Genomic DNA, 20,766 nt, shown 5'->3' on the forward strand with positions numbered 1-20,766 from the left:
CATCGTGTCCTTAATGGGTCAGGGTTGCCGTAGTGTCCGCGGTGCTTTTGGCCGGGGCGGCGACAGGGAGATAGTGAAGTTCGGCGCTTTTTGCCCATTGCTGGTAGCGCTGATAAAGCTGTTCAAAGCGTTGCGCCTGCTGGGCGCGCGGCTGGAGCGTGTTTTCGACGGCGCTCGCCATATGCTTCTGCGCGGTCGGAATGTCGGCGTGAACGCCTGCGGCCACGGCGGCGAAAATCGCCGCGCCCAGCGCGCAGCACTGATCGGAGGCCACAATCTGCAGCGGACGGTTCAGCACGTCGCAGCAGGCCTGCATGATCACCGGGTTTTTACGGGCGATGCCGCCCAGCGCCATCACGTTGTTCACGTCGATGCCCTGCCCGGTGAAGCACTCCATAATGGCGCGGGCACCGAAGGCCGTTGCGGCAATCAGACCGCCGAACAGCGCAGGGGCGTCGGTCGCCAGGTTGAGATCCGCGATCACCCCTTTCAGACGCTGGTTGGCAAACGGCGTGCGGCGGCCGTTAAACCAGTCCAGCACCACCGGGAGGTGATCGAGAGACGGATTTTTTGCCCAGGCTTCGGTGAGCTGCGGCAGAAGCTGTTTTTTGCTGTCGGCTATCTGGGTTTTCAGTTCAGGATGCGCCGCCGCCAGCTGGTCCAGCGGCCAGCCGAGCACGCGACCAAACCAGGCATAGATATCGCCAAACGCGGACTGACCGGCTTCCAGACCGATAAAGTCCGGCACCACGCTGCCGTCAACCTGGCCGCAGATGCCTTTCACCGCGCGGTCGCCGACGGTGGCTTTATCCGCCGTCAGGATGTCGCAGGTGGAGGTCCCGATGACTTTGACCAGCGTGTTTGGCTGTGCCCCCGCGCCCACGGCGCCCATATGGCAGTCAAAGGCACCGCCCGAGATCGCCACGTTCTGCGGCAGGCCGAGGCGCGTCGCCCACTCTTCGCAGAGGGTGCCGACCGGAATATCGGCGGTAAAGGTGTCGGTAAACAGCGGGTACGTCAGGCTCTTGTTGAGGATCGGGTCGAGCTCATCGAAGAACGTGGCCGGAGGCAGGCCGCCCCAGCTTTCGTGCCACAGGGATTTATGCCCGGCGCTGCAGCGGCCGCGGCGGATATCCTGCGGGCGAGTGGTGCCGGAGAGCAGGGCAGGCACCCAGTCGCACAGCTCAACCCATGACGCCGCAGCCTGCGCAACGGCTGCGTCGGCACGGGTGACATGAAGGATCTTGGCCCAGAACCATTCGCTGGAATAAATCCCGCCGATGTAGCGCGAGTAGTCTGTTTTGCCCGGCTGGTGGCACAGGCGCGTAATGGCTTCGGCCTCTTCGACGGCGGTGTGGTCTTTCCACAGCACGAACATGGCGTTCGGGTTGTCGGCAAACTCCGGGCGCAGCGCCAGCACGCGGCCTTCGGCATCGACAGGAGCAGGCGTGGAGCCGGTGCTGTCGACGCCAATTCCGACAATCTCAGCCCGCTGGGCGTCAGTCAGTTCGGCAAGGACGGTTTTGATCGCCGCTTCCATCGACTCGATATAGTCACGCGGGTGGTGACGGAACTGGTTGTTCGGCGCATCACAGTAGCGCCCCTCTTGCCAGCGCGGGTACCACTCAACGCTGGTTGCTATCTCCTGGCCGGACGTACAGTCCACTGCCAGCGCGCGAACCGAATCGCTGCCAAAATCGAGGCCAATCGCAATTGCCATGGTGTTGCTCCATCGAAAAAACAGGTATGGAAGAACATTAGAGACTGGGGAAAAAAGTCGTCAGGCAGGATCCGCTAATCTTATGGACTAAATTGCTGTTACAACGGAAAGTGTGACGCCGTGCAAATATTCAATGTGGACATTTCTGCCGCACTTATAGACACTTTTGTTACTGGTTATCTGCCTGCTCTGGCGGAGAAATCAGGGGGAAAGGCTGAAACATGGCGGACGTAAAAGCGGCGTGATGCTTTTTGGATCTTTTCGCGGGCCATTTTAAAGCTGCTTTTAGTGATATGGACAATTGGTTTCCTTCAGGACCCTTGGGAGAACTGAATCTATGGCCGAAACGCAAAACGATCCCCTGCTGCCGGGATACTCGTTTAACGCGCACCTTGTGGCGGGACTGACCCCTATCGAGGCTGAGGGATACCTCGACTTTTACGTCGACCGACCGCTCGGCATGAAAGGGTATATCCTCAACCTGACCGTGCGAGGAGAAGGGATCATCAAGAACGGCGACCAGCAGTTTGTCTGCCGCCCCGGCGATATCCTGTTGTTCCCGCCGGGGGAGATCCACCACTATGGCCGTCACCCGGATGCCAAAGAGTGGTATCACCAGTGGGTCTATTTTCGTCCGCGCGCCTACTGGCAGGAGTGGCTTTCGTGGCCCGCCATTTTTGCGCATACCGGTTTTTATCGCCCGGATGAGGTTCATCTGGCGCAGTTTCGCGAGCTTTTTGCGCAGATTATCGAGGCGGGACAGGCCGGTGGTCGCTACGCTGAACTGCTGGCGATTAACCTGCTTGAACAGCTGCTGCTGCGGCGGATGGAGGCGATTAACGAATCGCTTAACCCCCCGCTGGACAACCGCGTGCGCGACGCCTGCCAGTACATTAGCGACCACCTGGCCGATAGCCAGTTTGATATCGCCAGCGTTGCTCAGCACGTCTGCCTGTCGCCGTCGCGGCTGTCGCATCTGTTCCGCCAGCAGCTGGGCGTCAGCGTATTGAGCTGGCGCGAGGATCAGCGCATCAGCCAGGCAAAGCTGCTGCTTAGCACCACCCGGATGCCGATTGCCACCGTCGGACGCAACGTGGGCTTTGAGGATCAGCTCTATTTCTCCCGGGTATTTAAAAAATGCACCGGTGCCAGCCCGAGCGAATTCCGCGCGGGATGTGAATAAACGGTAAAAAAAGATAAACAAACAGGTGAATGCAGAAAGCAACCTGTAAACTATTCAGACAATTGTTGCCTTGACGCGGTGCGGGGCGCTAAGCAGAATCGCTGATTCGTTTTCTGACCGGAATAGTTATGCAGGCATTGCTGGAACACTTTATTACCCAGTCCGTTATGTACTCGCTCATCGCCGTAGCGCTGGTGGCGTTTCTGGAATCGCTGGCGCTGGTTGGGCTGATCCTGCCCGGCACCGTGATGATGGCAGGGCTTGGGGCGCTGATTGGCAGCGGCGAGGTTAATTTCTGGCAGGCGTGGCTGGCCGGGATTATCGGCTGCCTGCTCGGCGACTGGATCTCCTTCTGGCTGGGCTGGCGCTTTAAGAAGCCGCTGCACCGCTGGTCGTTCATGAAAAAGAACAAAGCCCTGCTGGATAAAACCGAGCATGCGCTGCATCAGCACAGCATGTTTACCATCCTCGTCGGCCGCTTTGTCGGGCCAACGCGTCCGCTGGTGCCGATGGTGGCGGGGATGCTGGATCTGCCCGTCGCGAAATTCGTGGTGCCGAACATTATCGGCTGCATCTTCTGGCCGCCGTTCTACTTCCTGCCGGGGATCCTGGCCGGCGCGGCCATCGATATTCCTGACGGAATGCAAAGCGGTGAGTTTAAGTGGCTGCTGCTGGGCACGGCTGTGCTGCTGTGGCTGGCGGCATGGCTCTGCTGGCGGCTGTGGCGCAGCGGGAAAGCCAGCGTCGATCGCCTGACGCGCTATCTTCCGCGCTCTCGCCTTTTGTGGCTGGCCCCGCTGACGCTGGGTGTGGCCGTGGTGGCGCTGGTCGCGCTGATTCGTCACCCGCTGATGCCGGTGTACGGCGAGATTTTATTGAAAGTGGTCAGCCGTTAACGACGATTTCCCTCTCCCTGTGGGAGAGGGTCAGGGTGAGGGCATCAGACCGCACGAATGCCCAACAGTGAAGACGCCCCCGCTTTACCGTTCAGCAGTTCTTCTGTTTTTCCATCCCACAAAATACGCCCTTCGGCAATCACCACCGATCGCGGCGCGATGCGGGCGGCATCCTCAATACTGTGTGAAACCATCAGCATCGTCAGCTGCTGGCGCTGGCAGACGTCCTGAACCAGGGCGAGCATCTCCTGGCGCAGCGCGGGATCGAGCGCCGAGAACGGCTCATCCAGCAGCAGTATCGGCTGCTCGCGCACCAGGCATCGCGCCAGCGCCACGCGCTGACGCTGGCCGCCGGAAAGCTCGCCCGGCAGCCTGTCGATGAACTCGTTGATCCCCATCTGGGCGGCAATGATCTCCAGCTTCTGACGCTGGGCATCGTTCAGCCTGAGTCCCGGATGCATTCCCAGCGCGATGTTTTGCCGCACCGTCAGGTGGGTAAACAGGTTGTTTTCCTGAAACAGCATTGAGACCGGACGTTTCGCGGGCGGCGTGTAGGTATGATCTTGATTGTTAATGACGATCGCGCCGCTTGCCGGCTGCAGAAAACCCGCAATCAGATTAAGCAGCGTGCTTTTTCCCGCGCCGCTTGGGCCAAGCACGGCGATCATCTCCCCCTGGCGCGCGGAGAGCGTGAAGCGCATCGGCAGATGCTGGTAAAGCCAGGTTACATCAGTCAGTTTTAACATCACGCCCCGGAAGTTTTTCGATAACGGTAAATAAGGTAAAGCACAGCAGCAGCAGTAACAGCGCGGTGACCGCGCCGTCCTGACTGCGGTAAGAGCCGATTTGCTGATAGAGCCAGTATGGCAGCGTGCGGAAATCGTCATTGCCGAAAAGCGCCACCACGCCAAAATCCCCAATCGACAGCACGCAGGCAAACGCCAGCGCCTGCGCCAGCGGACGTTTCAGCGCGCGGAGTTCCACCACCTTCAGCCGCTGCCAGCCCTGCATGCCCAGCGACTGGCACAGCAAACCGTAGCGGCTGTTGACGTCGCGCATCGGGTTTTCCAGCACTTTGAGCGCGTAAGGAATGGCCATCAGGGCGTTGGTGAAAATCACAATGCCGTCGGCCCTTTCCGGCAGGCCGATGGTGCTGTTGAACAGTAAAAAGAAGCCCGTCGCCAGTACGATGCCCGGCATCGCCAGAATCAGCATCCCTGTCAGCTCCAGCGTCTGCCCGGCCTTTTGGGCCTGCCGGGCATAGAGTTCACGGCTGCTCCACAGCAGCATCATGGTTAGCACGACGCACAGTAACCCTGCCGCCAGCGCGATACGCAGCGAGGTCCATGTCGCCTGCCAGAGGACGGGCTGTTGCAGGACGGAGATGAGATTGAGGTTCAATCCGTCAACGATAACGGCCATTAGCGGCGGCAGCAGAAGCAGGAGCGCCAGCGCGATCAGGATAAAATCGGTAACGCGGCTGTGCAGGCTGTCCTGCGGATCGCGCCAGCCGGTTATTTGATTACTGCCAGCAGGAATGGCTTTACTCAGCCGCTGGCTCAGCAGCACCAGCGCAAGGCAGCACGCCATCTGCACCATCGCCAGCAGCGCGGCGCGACCGGGATCGTAGTCGTAACTCAGCGCCTGGTAAATCGCCAGCTCAATGGTGGTGGCCTGCGGCCCGCCGCCGAGCGACAGCACGGTGGCAAAGCTGGCAAAGCAGAGCATAAAGATTAACGCCGCGACGGGCGGGAGCTGGCGGCGCAGCCACGGCCATTCGACAAAGCGGAAGAACGACACGCCGCGCATGCCGAGCTGGGCGGCAATCTGCCGCTGCTCGCCGGGAATGTTCTCCAGCGCCTGTAAAAAAAGGCGCGTTGCCATCGGCATATTGAAAAAGACGTGCGCGAGCAGAATGCCCTGCAGGCCGTAAGGAGAGAATGACCATTCCAGACCAAGCTGGCCGAACAGCGAAGCCAGCCAGCCCTGGCGACCGTAAACGCTGAGGATGCCAAATACCGCCACCAGCACGGGCAGGATCAGCGTCATGGCGCACAGGCGCAGCAGTGCCAGCCTGCCGGGAAAACGGCGCCGATACAGGGCGCGCGCAAGAAAAATAGCCGGGAGCACCGACAGCAGGGCTGAGAGAGACGCCTGCCAGAAGGAGAAACGGATAACGTGCCAGAGGTAGCTGTCGTGCCAGAGGGCGAGCAGGTCGCTCTCTGGCGCGTTGAACCACAGTGCAAGAAAAGCCCCCAGGCTGACCGCCACCATCACTGTGGCGGCGAGCAGCCCGGGAAGTAACCAGCCGGGAATCAACGGCTGACGGCGCGTTGCCATTCACTTACCCATGCTGCACGCTGCGCGGCGACCTGCTGCGGCGTAAACTCCAGCGAGGTGTTTGGTTTGGTCAACTGCTCGAAACCTGCGGGCAGCGCAACGTTCGTGACCGGATACATCCAGTTGCCTGCGGGAATCGCATTCTGGAACGCCGGTGAAACCATAAACTTCAGGAACTTCTCGGCCAGCTCCGGCTGTTTGCTGGCGGCGGTACGCGCGGCGACTTCCACCTGCAGATAGTGCCCTTCAGCAAAATCAGCGGCAGCATAGTTATCTTTCTTCTCGGCGATGATGTGGTAGGCCGGAGAGGTGGTGTAGCTCAGCACCAGATCGCTTTCACCTTTCAGGAACAGGCCATAGGCTTCGCTCCAGCCTTTGGTGACGGTGACGGTTTTGGCGGCCAGTTTCTGCCACGCCTCCGGCGCTTTATCCCCGTAAACCTTTTGCATCCACAGCAGCAGGCCCAGGCCTGGCGTGCTGGTGCGCGGATCTTCATAAATCACGCGCCATTTCTGGTCACTCTCAACCAGCTCTTTCAGGCTCTTCGGCGGGTTTTTCAGCTTATTTTTGTCGTAAACAAAAGCAAAGTAGCCATAGTCGAACGGAACAAAGGTGTCGTTTTTCCAGCCGCCCGGCACGTTAACGGCCTCTGCCGCTACGCCGCTTTTGGCAAACAGTTTGGTTTGCGAGGCGGCTTCCAGCAGGTTGTTATCCAGCCCGAGCACTACGTCGGCCTTGCTGTTTTTCCCTTCCATGCGCAGACGGTTGAGCAGCGATACGCCATCTTCCAGCGCCACGAACTTCAGCTCGCAGTTACAGTCAGCTTCGAAGGCTTTTTTAACCACCGGGCCAGGGCCCCAGTCGGCAGAGAAGGAGTCATAGGTGTAGACCGTCAGGACGGGCTTGGCAAAAGCAGGCAGCGCAAACAGCGCCAGCAGGGGGAGAACTTTTTTTAACACTTTGCACCTCAAAGTTGAGTGGCAAAGGATTTTGAGAGACAGCCTCAAATCCCTTCGCCGGCGTTATCCGGATCAGGTTCGACGGGTATTATCTCAGCGCACATCTGTGATGCAGCACCCCGTTGAGAACGGCGCTATTGTAATGATTTGGTGAATATTACGAAAGCGTTATGGCTCCGGCGGCGCAAACCAGGCGGATTTAAAATCAAACCAGCCCAGGGGGTTCATCCGCAGGCCGCGCATGCTGCGCTGGCCCTGGATCATCAGCCAGTGGTGGATCAAGGGTACGATCGCCTGCTCGGCCAGAAGCTGCTGGCACCACGCTGCAAGATTCATTTCGCCCGCGCGCCACAGGGCGGCATCCTGCTGCCAGTCACGGTCGATGCAGTGCTGGATCAGCGGGACTTCATACAGATGCGAGAAAAGGGAAAAATCGAGCGGCAGGGTAAAGTTGGCGCTGTTGAGCCAGATATCACTGGCTATCTCCCCCTGATGCCATTCGTCATAGTCCACTTCCCTGACCTCTAACGTGACCCCCTCGGCTGCCAGCAGCCGGGTCATGATTCTGGCGATAAAACGATGCTCCACGTGTTCGCGGTAGTAGGTCAGGGTGATGGACTCCAGCCCTGCGGGTTTGTCGCAGTGCACCGGGCGGGCGTGGTGCCAGCGCGGAAGCAGGCCGTACGCCGGGAACCAGTATGTCTGGTACTGCTCTTCCGCATGGTAAATCAGATTGGAAGGGGACAAAACGTGGCTGACCCACTTGCGGACGGCCTGGTTTGCCCCACGGTGGGTGCGGCGGTCAAACAGGAGATAGTAACACCCTTCCTCGAGGCGACTCTCCACGGCCTTTTCTCCCGTGGTGGGGCCTTCCAGCGTTAGCCCGCAGCTCAGGTCTTCATTGAGATCCGGCAATACCCAGACGTTCACTTCGTCGATGAGCGCCCGATAGCCAAAGTAGTCGTCGAACGCGCGGATTTTCAGCTGGTTGCTGTTATTGCGGGACACGGAGTAGGGCCCGGTGCCAATCGGCAGGCTGGCAAAATTGTTCATTGATTCCCACTCGCCGGGCAAAATCATCGACGGCACGTAGCCCAGCAGCCAGGGAAGCCACTTATCCTGCTGCGACAGCTCAATATCCAGCGTCCAGGCCGTGGGGGAGTGGATGCGGGAGATATGCGAGTAGAGCGGTAGCCTGCGGGCACGTTCCAGGGAGGCGATGACGTCGTGCATTTCCAGCTCGCGGCCGTGGTGAAAGTGGATGCCGGGGCGTAAAAAGAAGCGCCAGTGGCGCGGGGAAAGCTGCTGCCAGTGGTGCGCGATATCCGCCTCCAGTTCCCCGTTTTCCTCATTTATCCGCGTCAGGCCGCTGAAGATTTGCCGGGCCATGTGGGTTTCTGAGCGGCGTAAGGCCGTGCCGGGCAACAGATTTTTCATCGGACGGTAGTAGAGCACCCGCAGAATGTGGCGGCCCTGACGAAAGCTGCGCCCGAGATGGGAAACCAGCATCTGGCGCACGGCGGCTTTGTCGCCCACCAGCTGGACCAGCTGATCGATGCGGTCCTGCTCGAGCAGATCTTCCGCGCGCTGCTGCTGCAGCGCCAGTCCGGTATAGAGGAAGGTCAGCCGCGAACGTTTGCCGCGTCCCGCCTCCGCTTCCCAGCTTAACCAGCCCTGTTGCTGCATGGTATTGAGCAGCGTGCGCATATGGCGGCGGGAGCAGCTAAGCAGGTCAGCCAGCTCGTTGAGCGTAGTCTCCTGCGATTGCCCCTCGCAGCACTGCCAGAGGCGGATAAACTGTTGTTGCAGACGACCGGAAGGCATAAAAGGGGAACTCCTGACAAAAAACCAGCAATTTATTTATCCCTATATTAGGCCAATAATTCTCCCCGATGAAGCGAGGAGGTAAATTATGAAGAGGTCTACCGCACGTCAGTTTTATCAGCAGTACTTTTCAGCGACAAAAGGATCGTCCTGGCTGGCCCGCCGGTGTGCAGAGCAACGGCTGAAAACGTTAGAAGAATTGATGCAGTGGGACGTTACAACACCGACCTCTTCCCGCTAACTCGCCTCGATCATGTGTGACTGAGTATTGGTGCTTATCACCCGCCAGCAAAATGTTTTTGCTGGCTTTTTTCGTTTACTATTCACCCAATTTCGATTCGCTTTCACAAGGACTTGCGCATGCTCTGGTTGATGACGATGGGGCGACGCCTGAACGGCGTGTATGCCGCTTTTATGCTGGTGGCCTTTATGATGGGCGTGGCGGGGGCGCTGCAGGCGCCGACGCTGAGCCTGTTTCTCAGCCGTGAGGTGGGGGCGCAGCCGTTTTGGGTCGGCCTGTTTTACACCGTTAACGCCATTGCCGGGATCCTGGTCAGCCTCGCGCTGGCGAAACGATCGGACAGCCAGGGCGATCGCCGCAGGCTGATCCTCTTTTGCTGCGCCATGGCCGTGGGAAACGCGCTGCTCTTTGCCTTCAACCGTCATTATCTGACGCTCATTACCTGCGGCGTGCTGCTGGCGTCACTGGCGAACACCGCCATGCCGCAGCTGTTCGCGCTGGCCCGTGAATATGCGGATAACTCGGCGCGTGAAGTGGTGATGTTCAGCTCGGTGATGCGCGCCCAGCTTTCGCTGGCGTGGGTCATTGGTCCGCCGCTGGCCTTCATGCTGGCGTTGAACTACGGCTTTACCACCATGTTTTCCATCGCCGCCGGGATTTTTGTCATCAGCCTGGCGCTGATTGCCTTCGCGCTGCCGTCCGTGGCGCGCGTCGAACAGACGACGGATAAACCTGTCACCGAGGTGAGCGGCTGGCAGGACAAAAACGTCCGCATGCTGTTTATTGCCTCCACGCTGATGTGGACCTGCAACACCATGTACATCATCGATATGCCGCTGTGGATCAGCAGCGATCTGGGCCTGCCGGACAAGCTCGCGGGGATCTTAATGGGAACTGCCGCCGGGCTGGAAATTCCGGCAATGATTCTGGCGGGTTACTACGTTAAGCGCTTTGGAAAGCGCAGGATGATGATTGTCGCCGTGGCGGCCGGGGTGCTGTTCTACGCGGGGCTGATCCTTTTCCATTCGCGGGAAGCGTTGCTGGTGCTGCAGCTGTTTAACGCCGTGTTTATTGGGATTGTTGCCGGGATCGGCATGCTCTGGTTTCAGGATCTCATGCCCGGTCGTGCCGGCTCGGCGACCACGCTTTTTACCAACAGCATTTCAACCGGGGTGATTCTGGCGGGCGTGATTCAGGGGGCGCTGGCGCAAAGCTACGGGCATGCGTCTGTCTACTGGATGATTGCGGCGCTATCCGTCGTGACGCTTCTGCTGACCTGCCGCGTAAAAGACGTGTGATCGGATGAACGAAACGGAGCCCGGGAACGCCGGGCTCTGTGAACCGTTTTATTCTGAATACTGATATTTACGCTGCGCGCGTAGCGTCAGGTACATATGAACGAGGCCCATGAAGCCGTGTGCCCAGAAATATGTCTCAATAAAGACCGTCAGGAATTTATGCAAATCCAAGACGGATTCCGTCACGGACGAAACCGGCCCGAGCGTGGCGTTCAGCACGAACCAGGCCGCGCCGCAGAGTGCAACGCCCAGCAGCGCCAGCACGCCCAGACCTTGCACCGTTGCTGCCATACCGCCGGCATGCGCGTCAGGAAGCTGACGCTGCGCGAGGGTGCGAATATCGTCAACAATTCCGCGAAAATCCAGCGCCAGCCAGGCGAAGTAATACTTAAATCCGCGCTGGGTTAACATCCATGCCATCATGGCAATGCCACAAAAAATTAAACCAAATCCGGAGATAACATGGATCCAGGTGACAATTCCGTTCAGCCCGGATTCGTGGAGGGCTTCACTTTCGGTGAAATTAGAATTGATAATCTGGGCGAGGACCAGTACGGCCACAAGAATGTGCAGTATGCGAAGAAAAGGCGTTTCTTTATGGGGAAGCGTATCGCGTAATGTTGGGTTCATCGCTTTTTACCTCAATAATGAGAGAGCTGATGCGTTGCAGTGTGACGCAGATTAATTAACGAAACCTTAACGGTCGGTTGCGTCACGCTGTATTTATGCGTTTCGATTAGCGGGCAGGATCAATATGCGTCATCACGTTCAGCACATTGAATTTTTGCATCACATTATTTCTGGCATTCACAGCAATCTGATGTCCTTCTTTTACGCTTAATTCGCCGTTTACTTCAAGATGAACATCGACAAGAGCTAAATCACCCATCTTGCGGGTTTTTAAATCATGGAGTCCGGTGACGCCCTCGGTTGCGAGAAGACACGTTTTGATGTCGTGCTCCAGCTCGGGCTCAAGCGAGCGGTCCATCAGATCGTGCAGGGCATCGGCAGCAAATTTGTAACCCATATGGGCGATGAACACTCCGACAATCAGGGCCGCAATGAGGTCCATCGCGTGAAAGCCCACTAAATTCCCGGCAATGCCGATGGCGACAACCACTGACGACGCTGCGTCAGAGCGGGCATGCCAGGCATTGGCTATCAGCAGAGAGGACTGAATACGTTTTCCCGTGGCAAACATGTATCTGAACAGGCTTTCCTTTACCACCAGCGCCAGAATCGCCACCCACAGCGCGGCCCCTTTCACCAGCTGATGCGTCTCGGGGTGAAGCAGTTTATTGCCTGCGGACCAGAGCATCCCGACCCCCACAAGCAGCAGAATAGCGCCAATAATGAGCTTTGCACCGTTTTCGAAACGCAGATGACCATAATGATGATCGATATCAGAGGCTTTCTGACTCTTTTTATTCGCAATCAGAACGACAAAGTCGGAGGATAAATCGGAAAGAGAGTGAATCCCATCAGCAATTAAACCTTGTGAGCCGGAGAATATCCCTGCAAGTATCTGAAAGGCGGTGAGTAAACTATTTGTTATTACGCTCACTAATGTGCATTTATGTATTTCCCGAGAACGGATATGAGACTTGTTTCCATTTTTCTTTTCCATGATTATTTCCGCTGCCAGCTGATTGAGCGGTTATTCTGCGCAGGAAACATTAAATTGACATTAAATATAACGTCATTATTGGCTGGGTTTGGGAAGTATTTACAGAAGGAGGGGGGATCGGGATAAAACGCGGCCTGCAGAGTGGACTGCAGGCCGGAGGGTTATTTCATAAATGCAGGTTGTTTGTTTTCGTAAGCGGCAATCGCCGCGTCGTGCTGGAGAGTTAAACCAATGCTGTCCAGACCGTTAAGCATGCAGTGACGGCGGAACGCATCAATGCTGAAGCTGTAGGTCTTATCCCCGGCTTTCACCACTTCTGCTTCCAGATCCACTTCAAACGAAATGCCCGGATTCGCCTTAACCAGCGCGAACAACTCATCGACCTGTTCATCGCTCAGCGTGACGGGCAGCAGCTGGTTGTTGAAGCTGTTACCGTAAAAAATATCCGCGAAGCTTGGGGCAATGACCACTTTAAAACCGTAGTCGGTGAGCGCCCACGGCGCGTGTTCACGGGATGAGCCGCAGCCAAAGTTTTCGCGTGCCAGCAAAATGGAGGCGCCTTTATATTCCGGGAAGTTCAGAACGAATTCCGGATTAGGCACTTCTCCCTTATCGTCCAGGAAACGCCAGTCGTTAAACAGATGTGCGCCGAAACCGGTACGCGTCACTTTCTGCAGAAACTGTTTTGGAATAATAGCGTCAGTATCGACGTTAGCGGCGTCCAGCGGGACAACCCGGCCCGTATGTTGGGTAAATTTCTCTGCCATGATTGTCTCCTTATTTCAGGCTGCGAATATCGGCGAAATGGCCGGTGACTGCCGCAGCGGCGGCCATTGCCGGGCTGACCAGATGGGTGCGCCCACCGCGGCCCTGACGGCCTTCAAAGTTACGGTTGCTGGTGGAGGCGCAGCGCTCGCCCGGATTCAGGCGATCGTTGTTCATGGCCAGACACATGGAGCAGCCGGGCAGACGCCACTCGAAGCCCGCTTCGATAAAGATCTTATCCAGACCTTCGGCTTCCGCCTGGGCTTTCACCGGGCCGGAGCCAGGTACTACCAGCGCCTGCACGCCTGGCGCCACTTTGCGGCCTTTGGCAATTTCGGCGGCGGCACGCAAATCTTCGATACGGGAGTTGGTGCAGGAACCGATAAAGACTTTATCAATGGCGACATCGGTCAACGGCACGCCGGGCTTCAGCCCCATGTAGGCCAGCGCTTTTTCCGCACTGGCGCGCTCGACCGGATCGGTAAAGGATGCCGGGTCAGGGATATTGTCGTTAACGGAAATCACCTGGCCCGGATTGGTGCCCCAGGTCACCTGAGGCGCAATCTCTTCTGCCTGCAGCGTGACGACGGTGTCAAAGGCTGCGCCATCGTCGGTTTTCAGGGTTTTCCAGTACGCGACCGCGTCGTCAAAATTCTGACCTTTCGGCGCGTGCAGACGACCCTTCACGTAGTTGAAGGTGGTTTCGTCCGGCGCGACCAGACCGGCTTTTGCGCCCATCTCAATGGCCATATTGCACAGGGTCATGCGTCCCTCCATGCTCAGCGCCTGGATGGCTTCCCCGCAGAACTCAACAACATGGCCGGTGCCGCCTGCGCTGCCGGTTTTACCGATGATGGCCAGCACGATGTCTTTTGCGGTAATACCCGGTGCGGCTTTACCCTTCACTTCAATCTTCATGGTTTTGGCGCGGCCCTGTTTCAGGGTCTGCGTTGCCAGCACATGTTCCACCTCGGAAGTGCCAATCCCGAAAGCCAGAGCGCCAAACGCGCCGTGGGTCGCGGTATGGGAGTCCCCGCAGACGATGGTCATGCCCGGCAGGGTGATCCCTTGTTCAGGCCCCATCACGTGGACGATGCCCTGATACGGATGGTTCAGGTCGTACAGCTCAACGCCAAATTCATTGCAGTTCTTAATCAGCTCCTGCATCTGGATACGCGCCATCTCACCCGAGGCATTGATGTCTTTGGTCTGGGTGGAAACGTTGTGATCCATCGTCGCGAAGGTTTTACCCGGCTGACGTACCGGACGCTTGTGCGCGCGCAGGCCGTCAAATGCCTGAGGAGAAGTCACTTCGTGTACCAGATGACGGTCAATGTACAGCAGCGGGGTTTCGTTCGGTGCCTCGTAAACAACGTGCGCATCAAACAACTTTTCATATAACGTCTTAGCCATGATTACACCCCTTCAGCGACATAGCGGGCAATGATGTCGCCCATTTCATCGGTACTGACTGCCGCCGTGCCGCGTGCCAAATCACCGGTACGGACGCCTTCTTCTAACGCCCGGTTAATGGCGTTTTCAATTGCGGTTGCCGCATCGCCTGCATCCAGGCTGTAGCGCAGCAGCAGGGCCAGGGAGAGGATCTGCGCAATAGGGTTGGCAATGTTTTTGCCTGCAATATCCGGCGCGGAGCCGCCCGCAGGCTCGTACAGGCCAAAGCCTTCTTCATTCAGGCTTGCGGAGGGCAGCATGCCCATCGAGCCGGTGATCATTGCGCACTCGTCAGAGAGGATATCGCCGAACAGGTTGGAGCACAGCAGCACGTCAAACTGGGACGGATCTTTAATCAGCTGCATGGTCGCGTTGTCGATGTACATGTGCGACAGCGCGACGTCCGGGTACTGCTTAGCGACTTCGCTGACGATCTCGCGCCACAAAATGGAAGACTGCAGCACGTTCGCTTTATCAATGGAGGTCACTTTATGGCGGCGTTTGCGCGCCGACTCGAACGCGATGTGGGCGATACGCTCGATTTCGAAACGGTGATACACCTCGGTATCGAACGCTTTCTCGTGTTGTCCGCTGCCTTCGCGTCCTTTTGGCTGACCGAAATAGATCCCGCCGGTCAGTTCACGCACGCACAGAATGTCGAAACCATTGGCGGCGATATCCGCGCGCAGCGGGCAGAACTCTTCCAGACCCTGATACAGCTTCGCCGGACGCAGGTTGCTGAACAGTTTGAAATGTTTACGCAGCGGCAGCAGCGCGCCGCGCTCTGGCTGCTCTGCCGGCGGCAGGTGTTCCCATTTCGGGCCACCGACGGAACCAAACAGCACGGCATCGGCATTTTCGCAGCCTTCCACGGTTGCTTTTGGCAGCGGCGTACCGTGGTTATCAATCGCAATACCGCCCACGTCATAGTGGCTGGTGGTGATTTTCATCGCAAAACGCGCGCGAACGGCTTCCAGTACTTTCAGCGCCTGTGCCATCACTTCCGGACCAATACCGTCGCCCGGCAACACAGCAATATGGTAATTCTTCGACATTACACGGTTTCCTTGTTGTTCTCTTTATTCTGAGCTTTGCGTTGCAACTCTTTTTCGACTTCGGCGGCGCGCCAGATGTTGTTCAGAACATGCACCATCGCTTTCGCGGAGGATTCAACGATATCGGTCGCCAGGCCCACGCCATGGAAGCGGCGGCCATTATGGGTAACAACAATGTCGACCTGACCCAGTGCATCTTTGCCGTGGCCCTTGGCCGTCAGGTCATATTTCACCAGCTCAACGTCGTACTCGGTGACGCGATTAATCGCCTGGTAGATGGCATCGACAGGGCCGTTACCGTTAGCGGCCTCTGCTTTAATTTCATCGCCGCAGGCCAGTTTGACCGAGGCGGTGGCGATGTCGCTGGAGCCGGACTGTACGTTGAAGTAATCCAGACGGAAGTGCTCCGGCTCTTCCTGCTGCTTGTTAATAAAGGCCAGCGCTTCCAGGTCATAGTCGAACACCTGGCCTTTTTTGTCGGCCAGCTTCAGGAACGCGTCGTACAGCTGATCCATGTTGTAATCGCTGTCCTTATAACCCATCTCTTCCATACGGTGTTTAACCGCCGCGCGACCGGAACGGGAGGTCAGGTTCAACTGCACCTGATTCAGGCCGATGGATTCCGGGGTCATGATTTCGTAGTTTTCGCGATTTTTCAGGACGCCATCCTGGTGGATACCGGAGGAGTGCGCGAAGGCGCCGGTACCGACAATCGCTTTGTTAGCCGGAATGGGCATGTTGCAAATCTGGCTGACGGTCTGGCTGGTGCGCCAGATTTCGTTGTGATTGATGCGGGTGTGCACGTCCATGATGTCTTTGCGCACTTTGATCGCCATGATCACTTCTTCCAGCGAACAGTTGCCCGCGCGTTCGCCGATACCGTTCATCGCGCCTTCTACCTGACGCGCGCCAGCGTGGACGGCGGCGATGGCATTGCCTACGGCCAGACCCAAATCATCGTGGGTGTGGACGGAGATAATTGCTTTATCAATATTCGGCACGCGGTCATACAGGCCGGTGATGATGTTGGAGAACTCAAACGGCATGGTGTAGCCGACGGTGTCCGGGATGTTGATGGTTTTCGCGCCCGCGTTGATGGCGGCTTCCACAACGCGCGCCAGGTCTTCGATTGGCGTACGGCCCGCATCTTCACAGGAGAACTCAACGTCATCGGTATAGTTGCGTGCGCGTTTAACCATGTAGACCGCGCGCTCAATCACCTCATCCAGCGTGCTGCGCAGCTTGGTTGCGATGTGCATAGGCGAGGTAGCAATAAAGGTGTGGATACGGAACGCTTCGGCGACCTTCAGCGACTCGGCGGCGACGTCGATGTCTTTCTCTACGCAGCGCGCCAGGGCACAGACGCGGCTGTTTTTAATGGTGCGCGCAATGGTCTGTACGGATTCGAAATCACCTGGGGAAGAGACAGGGAAACCGACCTCCATCACGTCAACACCCATACGTTCGAGAGCCAGCGCGATCTGCAGTTTCTCTTTTACACTCAGGCTTGCCTGTAATGCCTGTTCACCGTCACGTAAAGTTGTATCGAAAATAATGACTTGCTGGCTCATGGGTTAGGTCCTTGTCAGTCTTAGGGCGCCTTGCTACGAGCATAAAAAAACCCGCGCAGTGGCGCGGGTTTCTAGTCTTACTGGTGACGATTCAACGCTGAATTTCGCCCGCCAGTCTACCGCGCACAGTGGATGCGTTTAGTAGTAGTAGACCGGTGAAACGAATGGTGCGTGTCATGAATCGTGCTCCGTTAAATTCAATATGCTTTTAGTGGTACTGGATACGGTTGTTCATGTCAACCCCTGAGGATGAAAACGGGCCCGACAGATGGAATCAACCGGGTATTCACTTTAGCTAATTGTGCTGGTTTTAGCTTTTTTGACCCGATTAATTGTCTAATTTTGGACTTGAGAAAAGAGTTGCAGATACCAATAAATATAAATGTTTAAAAATGAGTGAAATGTTTTGAAGAGGATGCCTGGTGCTTAAAGGGTTTTGATATCATAAAGTTATAAATGCAGTGAATCTATTTCGAAACGCTGAAAAGCGAACAGAGATAACAGGTTGTTAACTAACTGTAGGGCGATAGTAATAATAGTTTAATAATGCTTAAGTCATCATTAACCTGACGGCAATTGTATATTGGTTTGATTTATGGTTTCATTTAAATCCTAAAGTCAAACATATCAGTTTTTTTCATTAATTTTCGTTAATATAAAGTCTTTATTTATTCCGAATTTTAAATAATTCTCTTTCGCTGATCGTATTTGCATGATAAATGATATTTTTCAGGATTATTACCGTACGTTGGCAAAGGGGTGTAGCGTGACAGTGGAGTCAGAAGTGCCAGAAAATAATATTAAACAACCTCAAGCTACTGATGGGATTAAACCACAGTTACGCACGGTGGATCTGAATCTTCTGACGGTGTTTGATGCTGTCATGCAGGAACAGAATATCACCCGCGCTGCCCAAACCTTGGGGATGTCACAACCTGCCGTGAGTAATGCCGTTGCCAGGCTTAAGCTTATGTTTAACGACGAATTATTTGTTCGATACGGGAGGGGGATCCAGCCTACGGCGCGCGCATTCCAGCTGTTTGGCTCCATTCGTCAGGCGTTGCAACTGGTCCAAAATGAGCTGCCGGGATCGGGCTTTGAACCCTTAAGCAGCGAGCGCGTATTCCATCTTTGTGTCTGTAGCCCTTTAGATAATTATTTAACGTCGATTATCTATAATAAAGTTGAGGAGATCGCCCCCAATATCAATCTTGTTTTTAAATCATCCCTGAATCAAAACACGGAACATCAGTTGCGTTATCAGGAGATCGAATTCGTTCTGGGGTATGAAGAGTTCCGTCGTCCGGAATTTTCCTGCGTGCAGCTGTTTAAAGATGAAATGGTTTTGGTCGCCAGTAAAAAACACCCGCGCCTGAATTCTCCGCTGCGAGAAAACGATGTTTATAACGAGCAACACGCCGTTGTTGCGCTCGACAGATATGCTTCCTTTAGCCTGCCGTGGTATGACACTGCGGATAAACAGGCGAGCGTGGCTTATCAGGGCATGGCCATGGTCAGCGTATTAAACGTGGTTTCCCAGACACAGCTGGTGGCAATTGCGCCGCGCTGGCTGGCAGATGAGTTTTCTGACCCTTTAAATCTGCAAATTTTACCTCTGCCGCTCAAGCTAAATAGCCGTACCTGTTATCTTTCCTGGCATGAAGCAGCGGGCCGGGATAAAGGACATCAGTGGATGGAAGAGTTGCTGGTTGGCATCTGTCGCCGATAAACGCATCAGGATAAATCGCATCGGTTTATGTGATTTATCCTGAGTTTTTTTAGATAACTGCTATTTTCTTCTGTGATGATTTTTTTTTGGCTGCTCTACGGCACGCAAAAATAGATGATTTCCTGCATTGTCGCGCTTTTCAGCGATGATTTATCACCTCACTCTCTATTCCCAGAGGAATTAACCATATCTTCTGTGAACGGCTGCTTTTTCTGCTTTACGCACCGTTTATCTCCCCGGGTTTGCTAATTGCCTGCCTCATAACGAGCGGTTAAGGTAAAGAACACTCTGCAAAATATAAGATTGGTTCATCCCAATCGTAAGACGGTGCGGAAATGAATTCGGCAGTCCGTCTATAACAAAATGCCTGGAGGCAAAGCATGGAGATGTTGTCTGGCGCGGAAATGGTCGTTCGGTCGCTGATCGATCAGGGCGTAAAGCAAGTGTTCGGCTACCCTGGCGGTGCGGTCCTCGATATTTATGATGCGCTGCATACGGTTGGGGGCATTGACCATGTTCTGGTACGTCACGAGCAGGCGGCGGTACACATGGCTGACGGCCTGGCACGTGCGACGGGTGAAGTGGGCGTGGTGTTAGTCACGTCTGGCCCCGGCGCGACAAACGCCATTACCGGGATTGCGACGGCCTATATGGACTCTATCCCGCTGGTGATCCTCTCCGGGCAGGTGGCAACCTCACTGATTGGCTACGATGCGTTTCAGGAGTGCGACATGGTTGGGATTTCGCGTCCCGTTGTGAAGCACAGCTTCCTGGTCAAGCAAACAGAAGACATTCCCGGCATACTGAAAAAAGCCTTCTGGCTGGCGGCGAGCGGACGCCCGGGACCGGTGGTGGTCGATCTGCCTAAAGATATTCTCAATCCTGCAAACAAGCTGCCTTATGTCTGGCCGGAATCGGTCAGCATGCGCTCTTATAATCCCACAACGCAGGGGCATAAAGGTCAGATCAAGCGAGCGTTGCAAACGCTTCTGGCAGCCAAAAAACCGGTGGTCTATGTCGGTGGCGGGGCGATCAACTCTGCCTGTGAAGCCCAGCTTCGTGAACTGATTGAAAAGCTTAACCTTCCCGTTGCGTCGTCGCTGATGGGGCTGGGGGCGTTCCCTGCCACCCATCGTCAGGCGCTGGGAATGCTGGGTATGCACGGTACCTATGAAGCCAACATGACGATGCATCATTCCGATGTGATCTTTGCCGTCGGCGTGCGCTTTGACGATCGCACCACCAACAATCTGGCGAAGTATTGCCCGAACGCTACCGTGCTGCACATTGATATCGATCCAACGTCAATTTCAAAAACGGTGTCGGCTGATGTGCCGATCGTCGGTGATGCCCGGCAGGTTCTGGAGCAAATGCTGGATCTGCTGACCCAGGAGAGTGCAACCCAGCCGCTGGATGAGATCCGCGACTGGTGGCAGCAGATTGAACAATGGCGCGCGCGTCAGTGCCTGAAATATGACACGCAAAGTGAAAATATTAAGCCGCAGGCGGTCATTGAAGCGGTGTGGCGACTGACGAAAGGTGAGGCGTACGTGACCTCAGACGTGGGGCAGCATCAGATGTTTGCCGCCCTGTATTACCCGTTTGATAAACCGCGACACTGGATCAACTCCGGTGGTTTAGGAACCATGGGCTTTGGTCTGCCTGCCGCGCTGGGCGTGAAGCTGGCGCTACCGAACGAAACCGTCGTCTGCGTGACGGGGGACGGCAGTATTCAGATGAACATTCAGGAGCTTTCTACCGCGCTGCAATATGAACTGCCGGTACTGGTGCTGAACCTGAATAACGGGTATCTCGGTATGGTGAAGCAGTGGCAGGATATGATCTACTCTGGCCGCCACTCTCAGTCCTACATGAAATCGCTGCCGGATTTTGTTCGTCTTGCTGAAGCTTATGGTCATGTAGGCATGCGGGTGACCGATCCGGCTGAGCTGGAAACGAAGCTCGCACAAGCGCTTGAGCACGTAAAAAACAACCGCCTCGTCTTTATGGATGTGATTGTTGATGGGACCGAGCACGTTTATCCGATGCATATTCGTGGTGGTGGTATGGATGAAATGTGGTTAAGCAAAACGGAGAGAACCTGAT

At 56.0% G+C, this 20,766-nt stretch carries 18 protein-coding genes and 1 riboswitch; of the genes, 6 read left to right on the forward strand and 12 right to left on the reverse strand.

Features of this window, described 5'->3' with window-relative positions; translation table 11 throughout:
• Positions 1–10: 10 nt before the first annotated feature.
• Complete coding sequence (araB, locus tag NI40_RS03380; protein WP_039260838.1) at positions 11–1,720, reverse strand: ribulokinase; 1,710 nt, start codon at positions 1,718–1,720, stop codon at positions 11–13.
• A gap of 337 nt (positions 1,721–2,057) precedes the next feature.
• Here araB and araC point away from each other — a divergent pair, with 337 nt between their 5' ends.
• The gene (gene araC / locus NI40_RS03385; protein ID WP_023310373.1) at positions 2,058–2,903 is read left to right on the forward strand and encodes an arabinose operon transcriptional regulator AraC; all 846 of its coding nucleotides are present in this window, start codon (positions 2,058–2,060) and stop codon (positions 2,901–2,903) included.
• Positions 2,904–3,031: 128 nt separating this feature from the next.
• Complete coding sequence (locus NI40_RS03390) at positions 3,032–3,799, forward strand: DedA family protein (RefSeq protein ID WP_039260836.1); 768 nt, start codon at positions 3,032–3,034, stop codon at positions 3,797–3,799.
• Positions 3,800–3,843: 44 nt separating this feature from the next.
• Here NI40_RS03390 and thiQ read toward each other — a convergent pair whose 3' ends face one another.
• The 4 genes from thiQ to sgrR all read right to left on the reverse strand — a co-directional run bounded on the left by thiQ (position 3,844) and on the right by sgrR (position 8,922).
• Complete coding sequence (gene thiQ / locus NI40_RS03395) at positions 3,844–4,545, reverse strand: thiamine ABC transporter ATP-binding protein ThiQ (protein WP_039260834.1); 702 nt, start codon at positions 4,543–4,545, stop codon at positions 3,844–3,846.
• Entirely contained in the window at positions 4,529–6,139 is a 1,611-nt protein-coding gene (gene thiP, locus NI40_RS03400; protein WP_039260832.1) for a thiamine/thiamine pyrophosphate ABC transporter permease ThiP, read from the reverse strand. The genes thiQ and thiP overlap by 17 nt, the downstream gene beginning before the upstream one ends.
• Positions 6,115–7,098, reverse strand: coding sequence for a thiamine ABC transporter substrate binding subunit (thiB, locus tag NI40_RS03405; RefSeq protein WP_033144619.1), 984 nt, complete (start codon positions 7,096–7,098; stop codon positions 6,115–6,117). The genes thiP and thiB overlap by 25 nt, the downstream gene beginning before the upstream one ends.
• A 31-nt stretch (positions 7,099–7,129) precedes the next feature.
• A riboswitch (TPP riboswitch) is annotated at positions 7,130–7,230 on the reverse strand.
• A 36-nt stretch (positions 7,231–7,266) separates the two neighbouring features.
• Entirely contained in the window at positions 7,267–8,922 is a 1,656-nt protein-coding gene (sgrR, locus tag NI40_RS03410) for an HTH-type transcriptional regulator SgrR (RefSeq protein ID WP_039260831.1), read from the reverse strand.
• 88 nt (positions 8,923–9,010) lie between these two features.
• Here sgrR and sgrT point away from each other — a divergent pair, with 88 nt between their 5' ends.
• Together sgrT and NI40_RS03415 are read left to right on the forward strand one after the other, a co-directional pair.
• Positions 9,011–9,163, forward strand: a complete 153-nt coding sequence (gene sgrT, locus NI40_RS22425; RefSeq protein ID WP_023334488.1) for a glucose uptake inhibitor SgrT — start codon at positions 9,011–9,013, stop codon at positions 9,161–9,163.
• A 119-nt stretch (positions 9,164–9,282) separates the two neighbouring features.
• Positions 9,283–10,461: a sugar efflux transporter gene (locus tag NI40_RS03415; RefSeq protein WP_039260829.1), complete on the forward strand. Its 1,179-nt coding sequence runs from the start codon at positions 9,283–9,285 to the stop codon at positions 10,459–10,461.
• A gap of 48 nt (positions 10,462–10,509) precedes the next feature.
• Here the strand turns inward: NI40_RS03415 and NI40_RS03420 are convergent, their stop codons facing one another.
• From NI40_RS03420 to leuL, 7 genes are all read right to left on the reverse strand, one after another.
• The gene (locus tag NI40_RS03420; RefSeq protein ID WP_029741217.1) at positions 10,510–11,091 is read right to left on the reverse strand and encodes a cytochrome b/b6 domain-containing protein; all 582 of its coding nucleotides are present in this window, start codon (positions 11,089–11,091) and stop codon (positions 10,510–10,512) included.
• A 106-nt stretch (positions 11,092–11,197) separates the two neighbouring features.
• On the reverse strand, positions 11,198–12,088 hold the full coding sequence (locus NI40_RS03425) for a cation diffusion facilitator family transporter (RefSeq protein ID WP_039260827.1): 891 nt from the start codon (positions 12,086–12,088) through the stop codon (positions 11,198–11,200).
• A gap of 161 nt (positions 12,089–12,249) precedes the next feature.
• Positions 12,250–12,855: a 3-isopropylmalate dehydratase small subunit gene (gene leuD / locus NI40_RS03430; RefSeq protein WP_039260825.1), complete on the reverse strand. Its 606-nt coding sequence runs from the start codon at positions 12,853–12,855 to the stop codon at positions 12,250–12,252.
• Between the two features lie 10 nt (positions 12,856–12,865).
• Positions 12,866–14,266, reverse strand: coding sequence for a 3-isopropylmalate dehydratase large subunit (leuC, locus tag NI40_RS03435; RefSeq protein WP_033144624.1), 1,401 nt, complete (start codon positions 14,264–14,266; stop codon positions 12,866–12,868).
• Positions 14,267–14,268: 2 nt separating this feature from the next.
• A complete protein-coding gene (gene leuB / locus NI40_RS03440; RefSeq protein WP_023310385.1) occupies positions 14,269–15,360 on the reverse strand; it encodes a 3-isopropylmalate dehydrogenase in 1,092 nt (363 codons plus the stop codon).
• Entirely contained in the window at positions 15,360–16,931 is a 1,572-nt protein-coding gene (leuA, locus tag NI40_RS03445; RefSeq protein ID WP_029741222.1) for a 2-isopropylmalate synthase, read from the reverse strand. Before leuA ends, leuB begins: the two co-directional genes overlap by 1 nt.
• A gap of 91 nt (positions 16,932–17,022) precedes the next feature.
• A complete protein-coding gene (leuL, locus tag NI40_RS24455) occupies positions 17,023–17,109 on the reverse strand; it encodes a leu operon leader peptide (RefSeq protein ID WP_071786497.1) in 87 nt (28 codons plus the stop codon).
• Positions 17,110–17,715: 606 nt separating this feature from the next.
• Between leuL and leuO the strand changes: the two genes are divergently transcribed.
• Together leuO and ilvI are read left to right on the forward strand one after the other, a co-directional pair.
• The gene (gene leuO / locus NI40_RS03450) at positions 17,716–18,660 is read left to right on the forward strand and encodes a transcriptional regulator LeuO (protein WP_039260822.1); all 945 of its coding nucleotides are present in this window, start codon (positions 17,716–17,718) and stop codon (positions 18,658–18,660) included.
• Positions 18,661–19,040: 380 nt separating this feature from the next.
• Positions 19,041–20,765: an acetolactate synthase 3 large subunit gene (gene ilvI / locus NI40_RS03455; protein WP_029741224.1), complete on the forward strand. Its 1,725-nt coding sequence runs from the start codon at positions 19,041–19,043 to the stop codon at positions 20,763–20,765.
• Position 20,766 lies beyond the last annotated feature (1 nt).

Source organism: Enterobacter sp. E20, from assembly GCF_000801755.2.
Classification (GTDB): domain Bacteria; phylum Pseudomonadota; class Gammaproteobacteria; order Enterobacterales; family Enterobacteriaceae; genus Enterobacter; species Enterobacter asburiae_B.

Coding starts and splice junctions, on each gene's coding strand:
- araB (WP_039260838.1), bottom strand. CDS start 1,720: ATGGCAATTGCGATTGGCCTCGATTTTGGCAGCGATTCGGTTCGCGCG.
- araC (WP_023310373.1), top strand. CDS start 2,058: ATGGCCGAAACGCAAAACGATCCCCTGCTGCCGGGATACTCGTTTAAC.
- NI40_RS03390 (WP_039260836.1), top strand. CDS start 3,032: ATGCAGGCATTGCTGGAACACTTTATTACCCAGTCCGTTATGTACTCG.
- thiQ (WP_039260834.1), bottom strand. CDS start 4,545: ATGTTAAAACTGACTGATGTAACCTGGCTTTACCAGCATCTGCCGATG.
- thiP (WP_039260832.1), bottom strand. CDS start 6,139: ATGGCAACGCGCCGTCAGCCGTTGATTCCCGGCTGGTTACTTCCCGGG.
- sgrR (WP_039260831.1), bottom strand. CDS start 8,922: ATGCCTTCCGGTCGTCTGCAACAACAGTTTATCCGCCTCTGGCAGTGC.
- sgrT (WP_023334488.1), top strand. CDS start 9,011: ATGAAGAGGTCTACCGCACGTCAGTTTTATCAGCAGTACTTTTCAGCG.
- NI40_RS03415 (WP_039260829.1), top strand. CDS start 9,283: ATGCTCTGGTTGATGACGATGGGGCGACGCCTGAACGGCGTGTATGCC.
- NI40_RS03420 (WP_029741217.1), bottom strand. CDS start 11,091: ATGAACCCAACATTACGCGATACGCTTCCCCATAAAGAAACGCCTTTT.
- NI40_RS03425 (WP_039260827.1), bottom strand. CDS start 12,088: ATGGAAAAGAAAAATGGAAACAAGTCTCATATCCGTTCTCGGGAAATA.
- leuD (WP_039260825.1), bottom strand. CDS start 12,855: ATGGCAGAGAAATTTACCCAACATACGGGCCGGGTTGTCCCGCTGGAC.
- leuC (WP_033144624.1), bottom strand. CDS start 14,266: ATGGCTAAGACGTTATATGAAAAGTTGTTTGATGCGCACGTTGTTTAC.
- leuB (WP_023310385.1), bottom strand. CDS start 15,360: ATGTCGAAGAATTACCATATTGCTGTGTTGCCGGGCGACGGTATTGGT.
- leuA (WP_029741222.1), bottom strand. CDS start 16,931: ATGAGCCAGCAAGTCATTATTTTCGATACAACTTTACGTGACGGTGAA.
- leuL (WP_071786497.1), bottom strand. CDS start 17,109: ATGACACGCACCATTCGTTTCACCGGTCTACTACTACTAAACGCATCC.
- ilvI (WP_029741224.1), top strand. CDS start 19,041: ATGGAGATGTTGTCTGGCGCGGAAATGGTCGTTCGGTCGCTGATCGAT.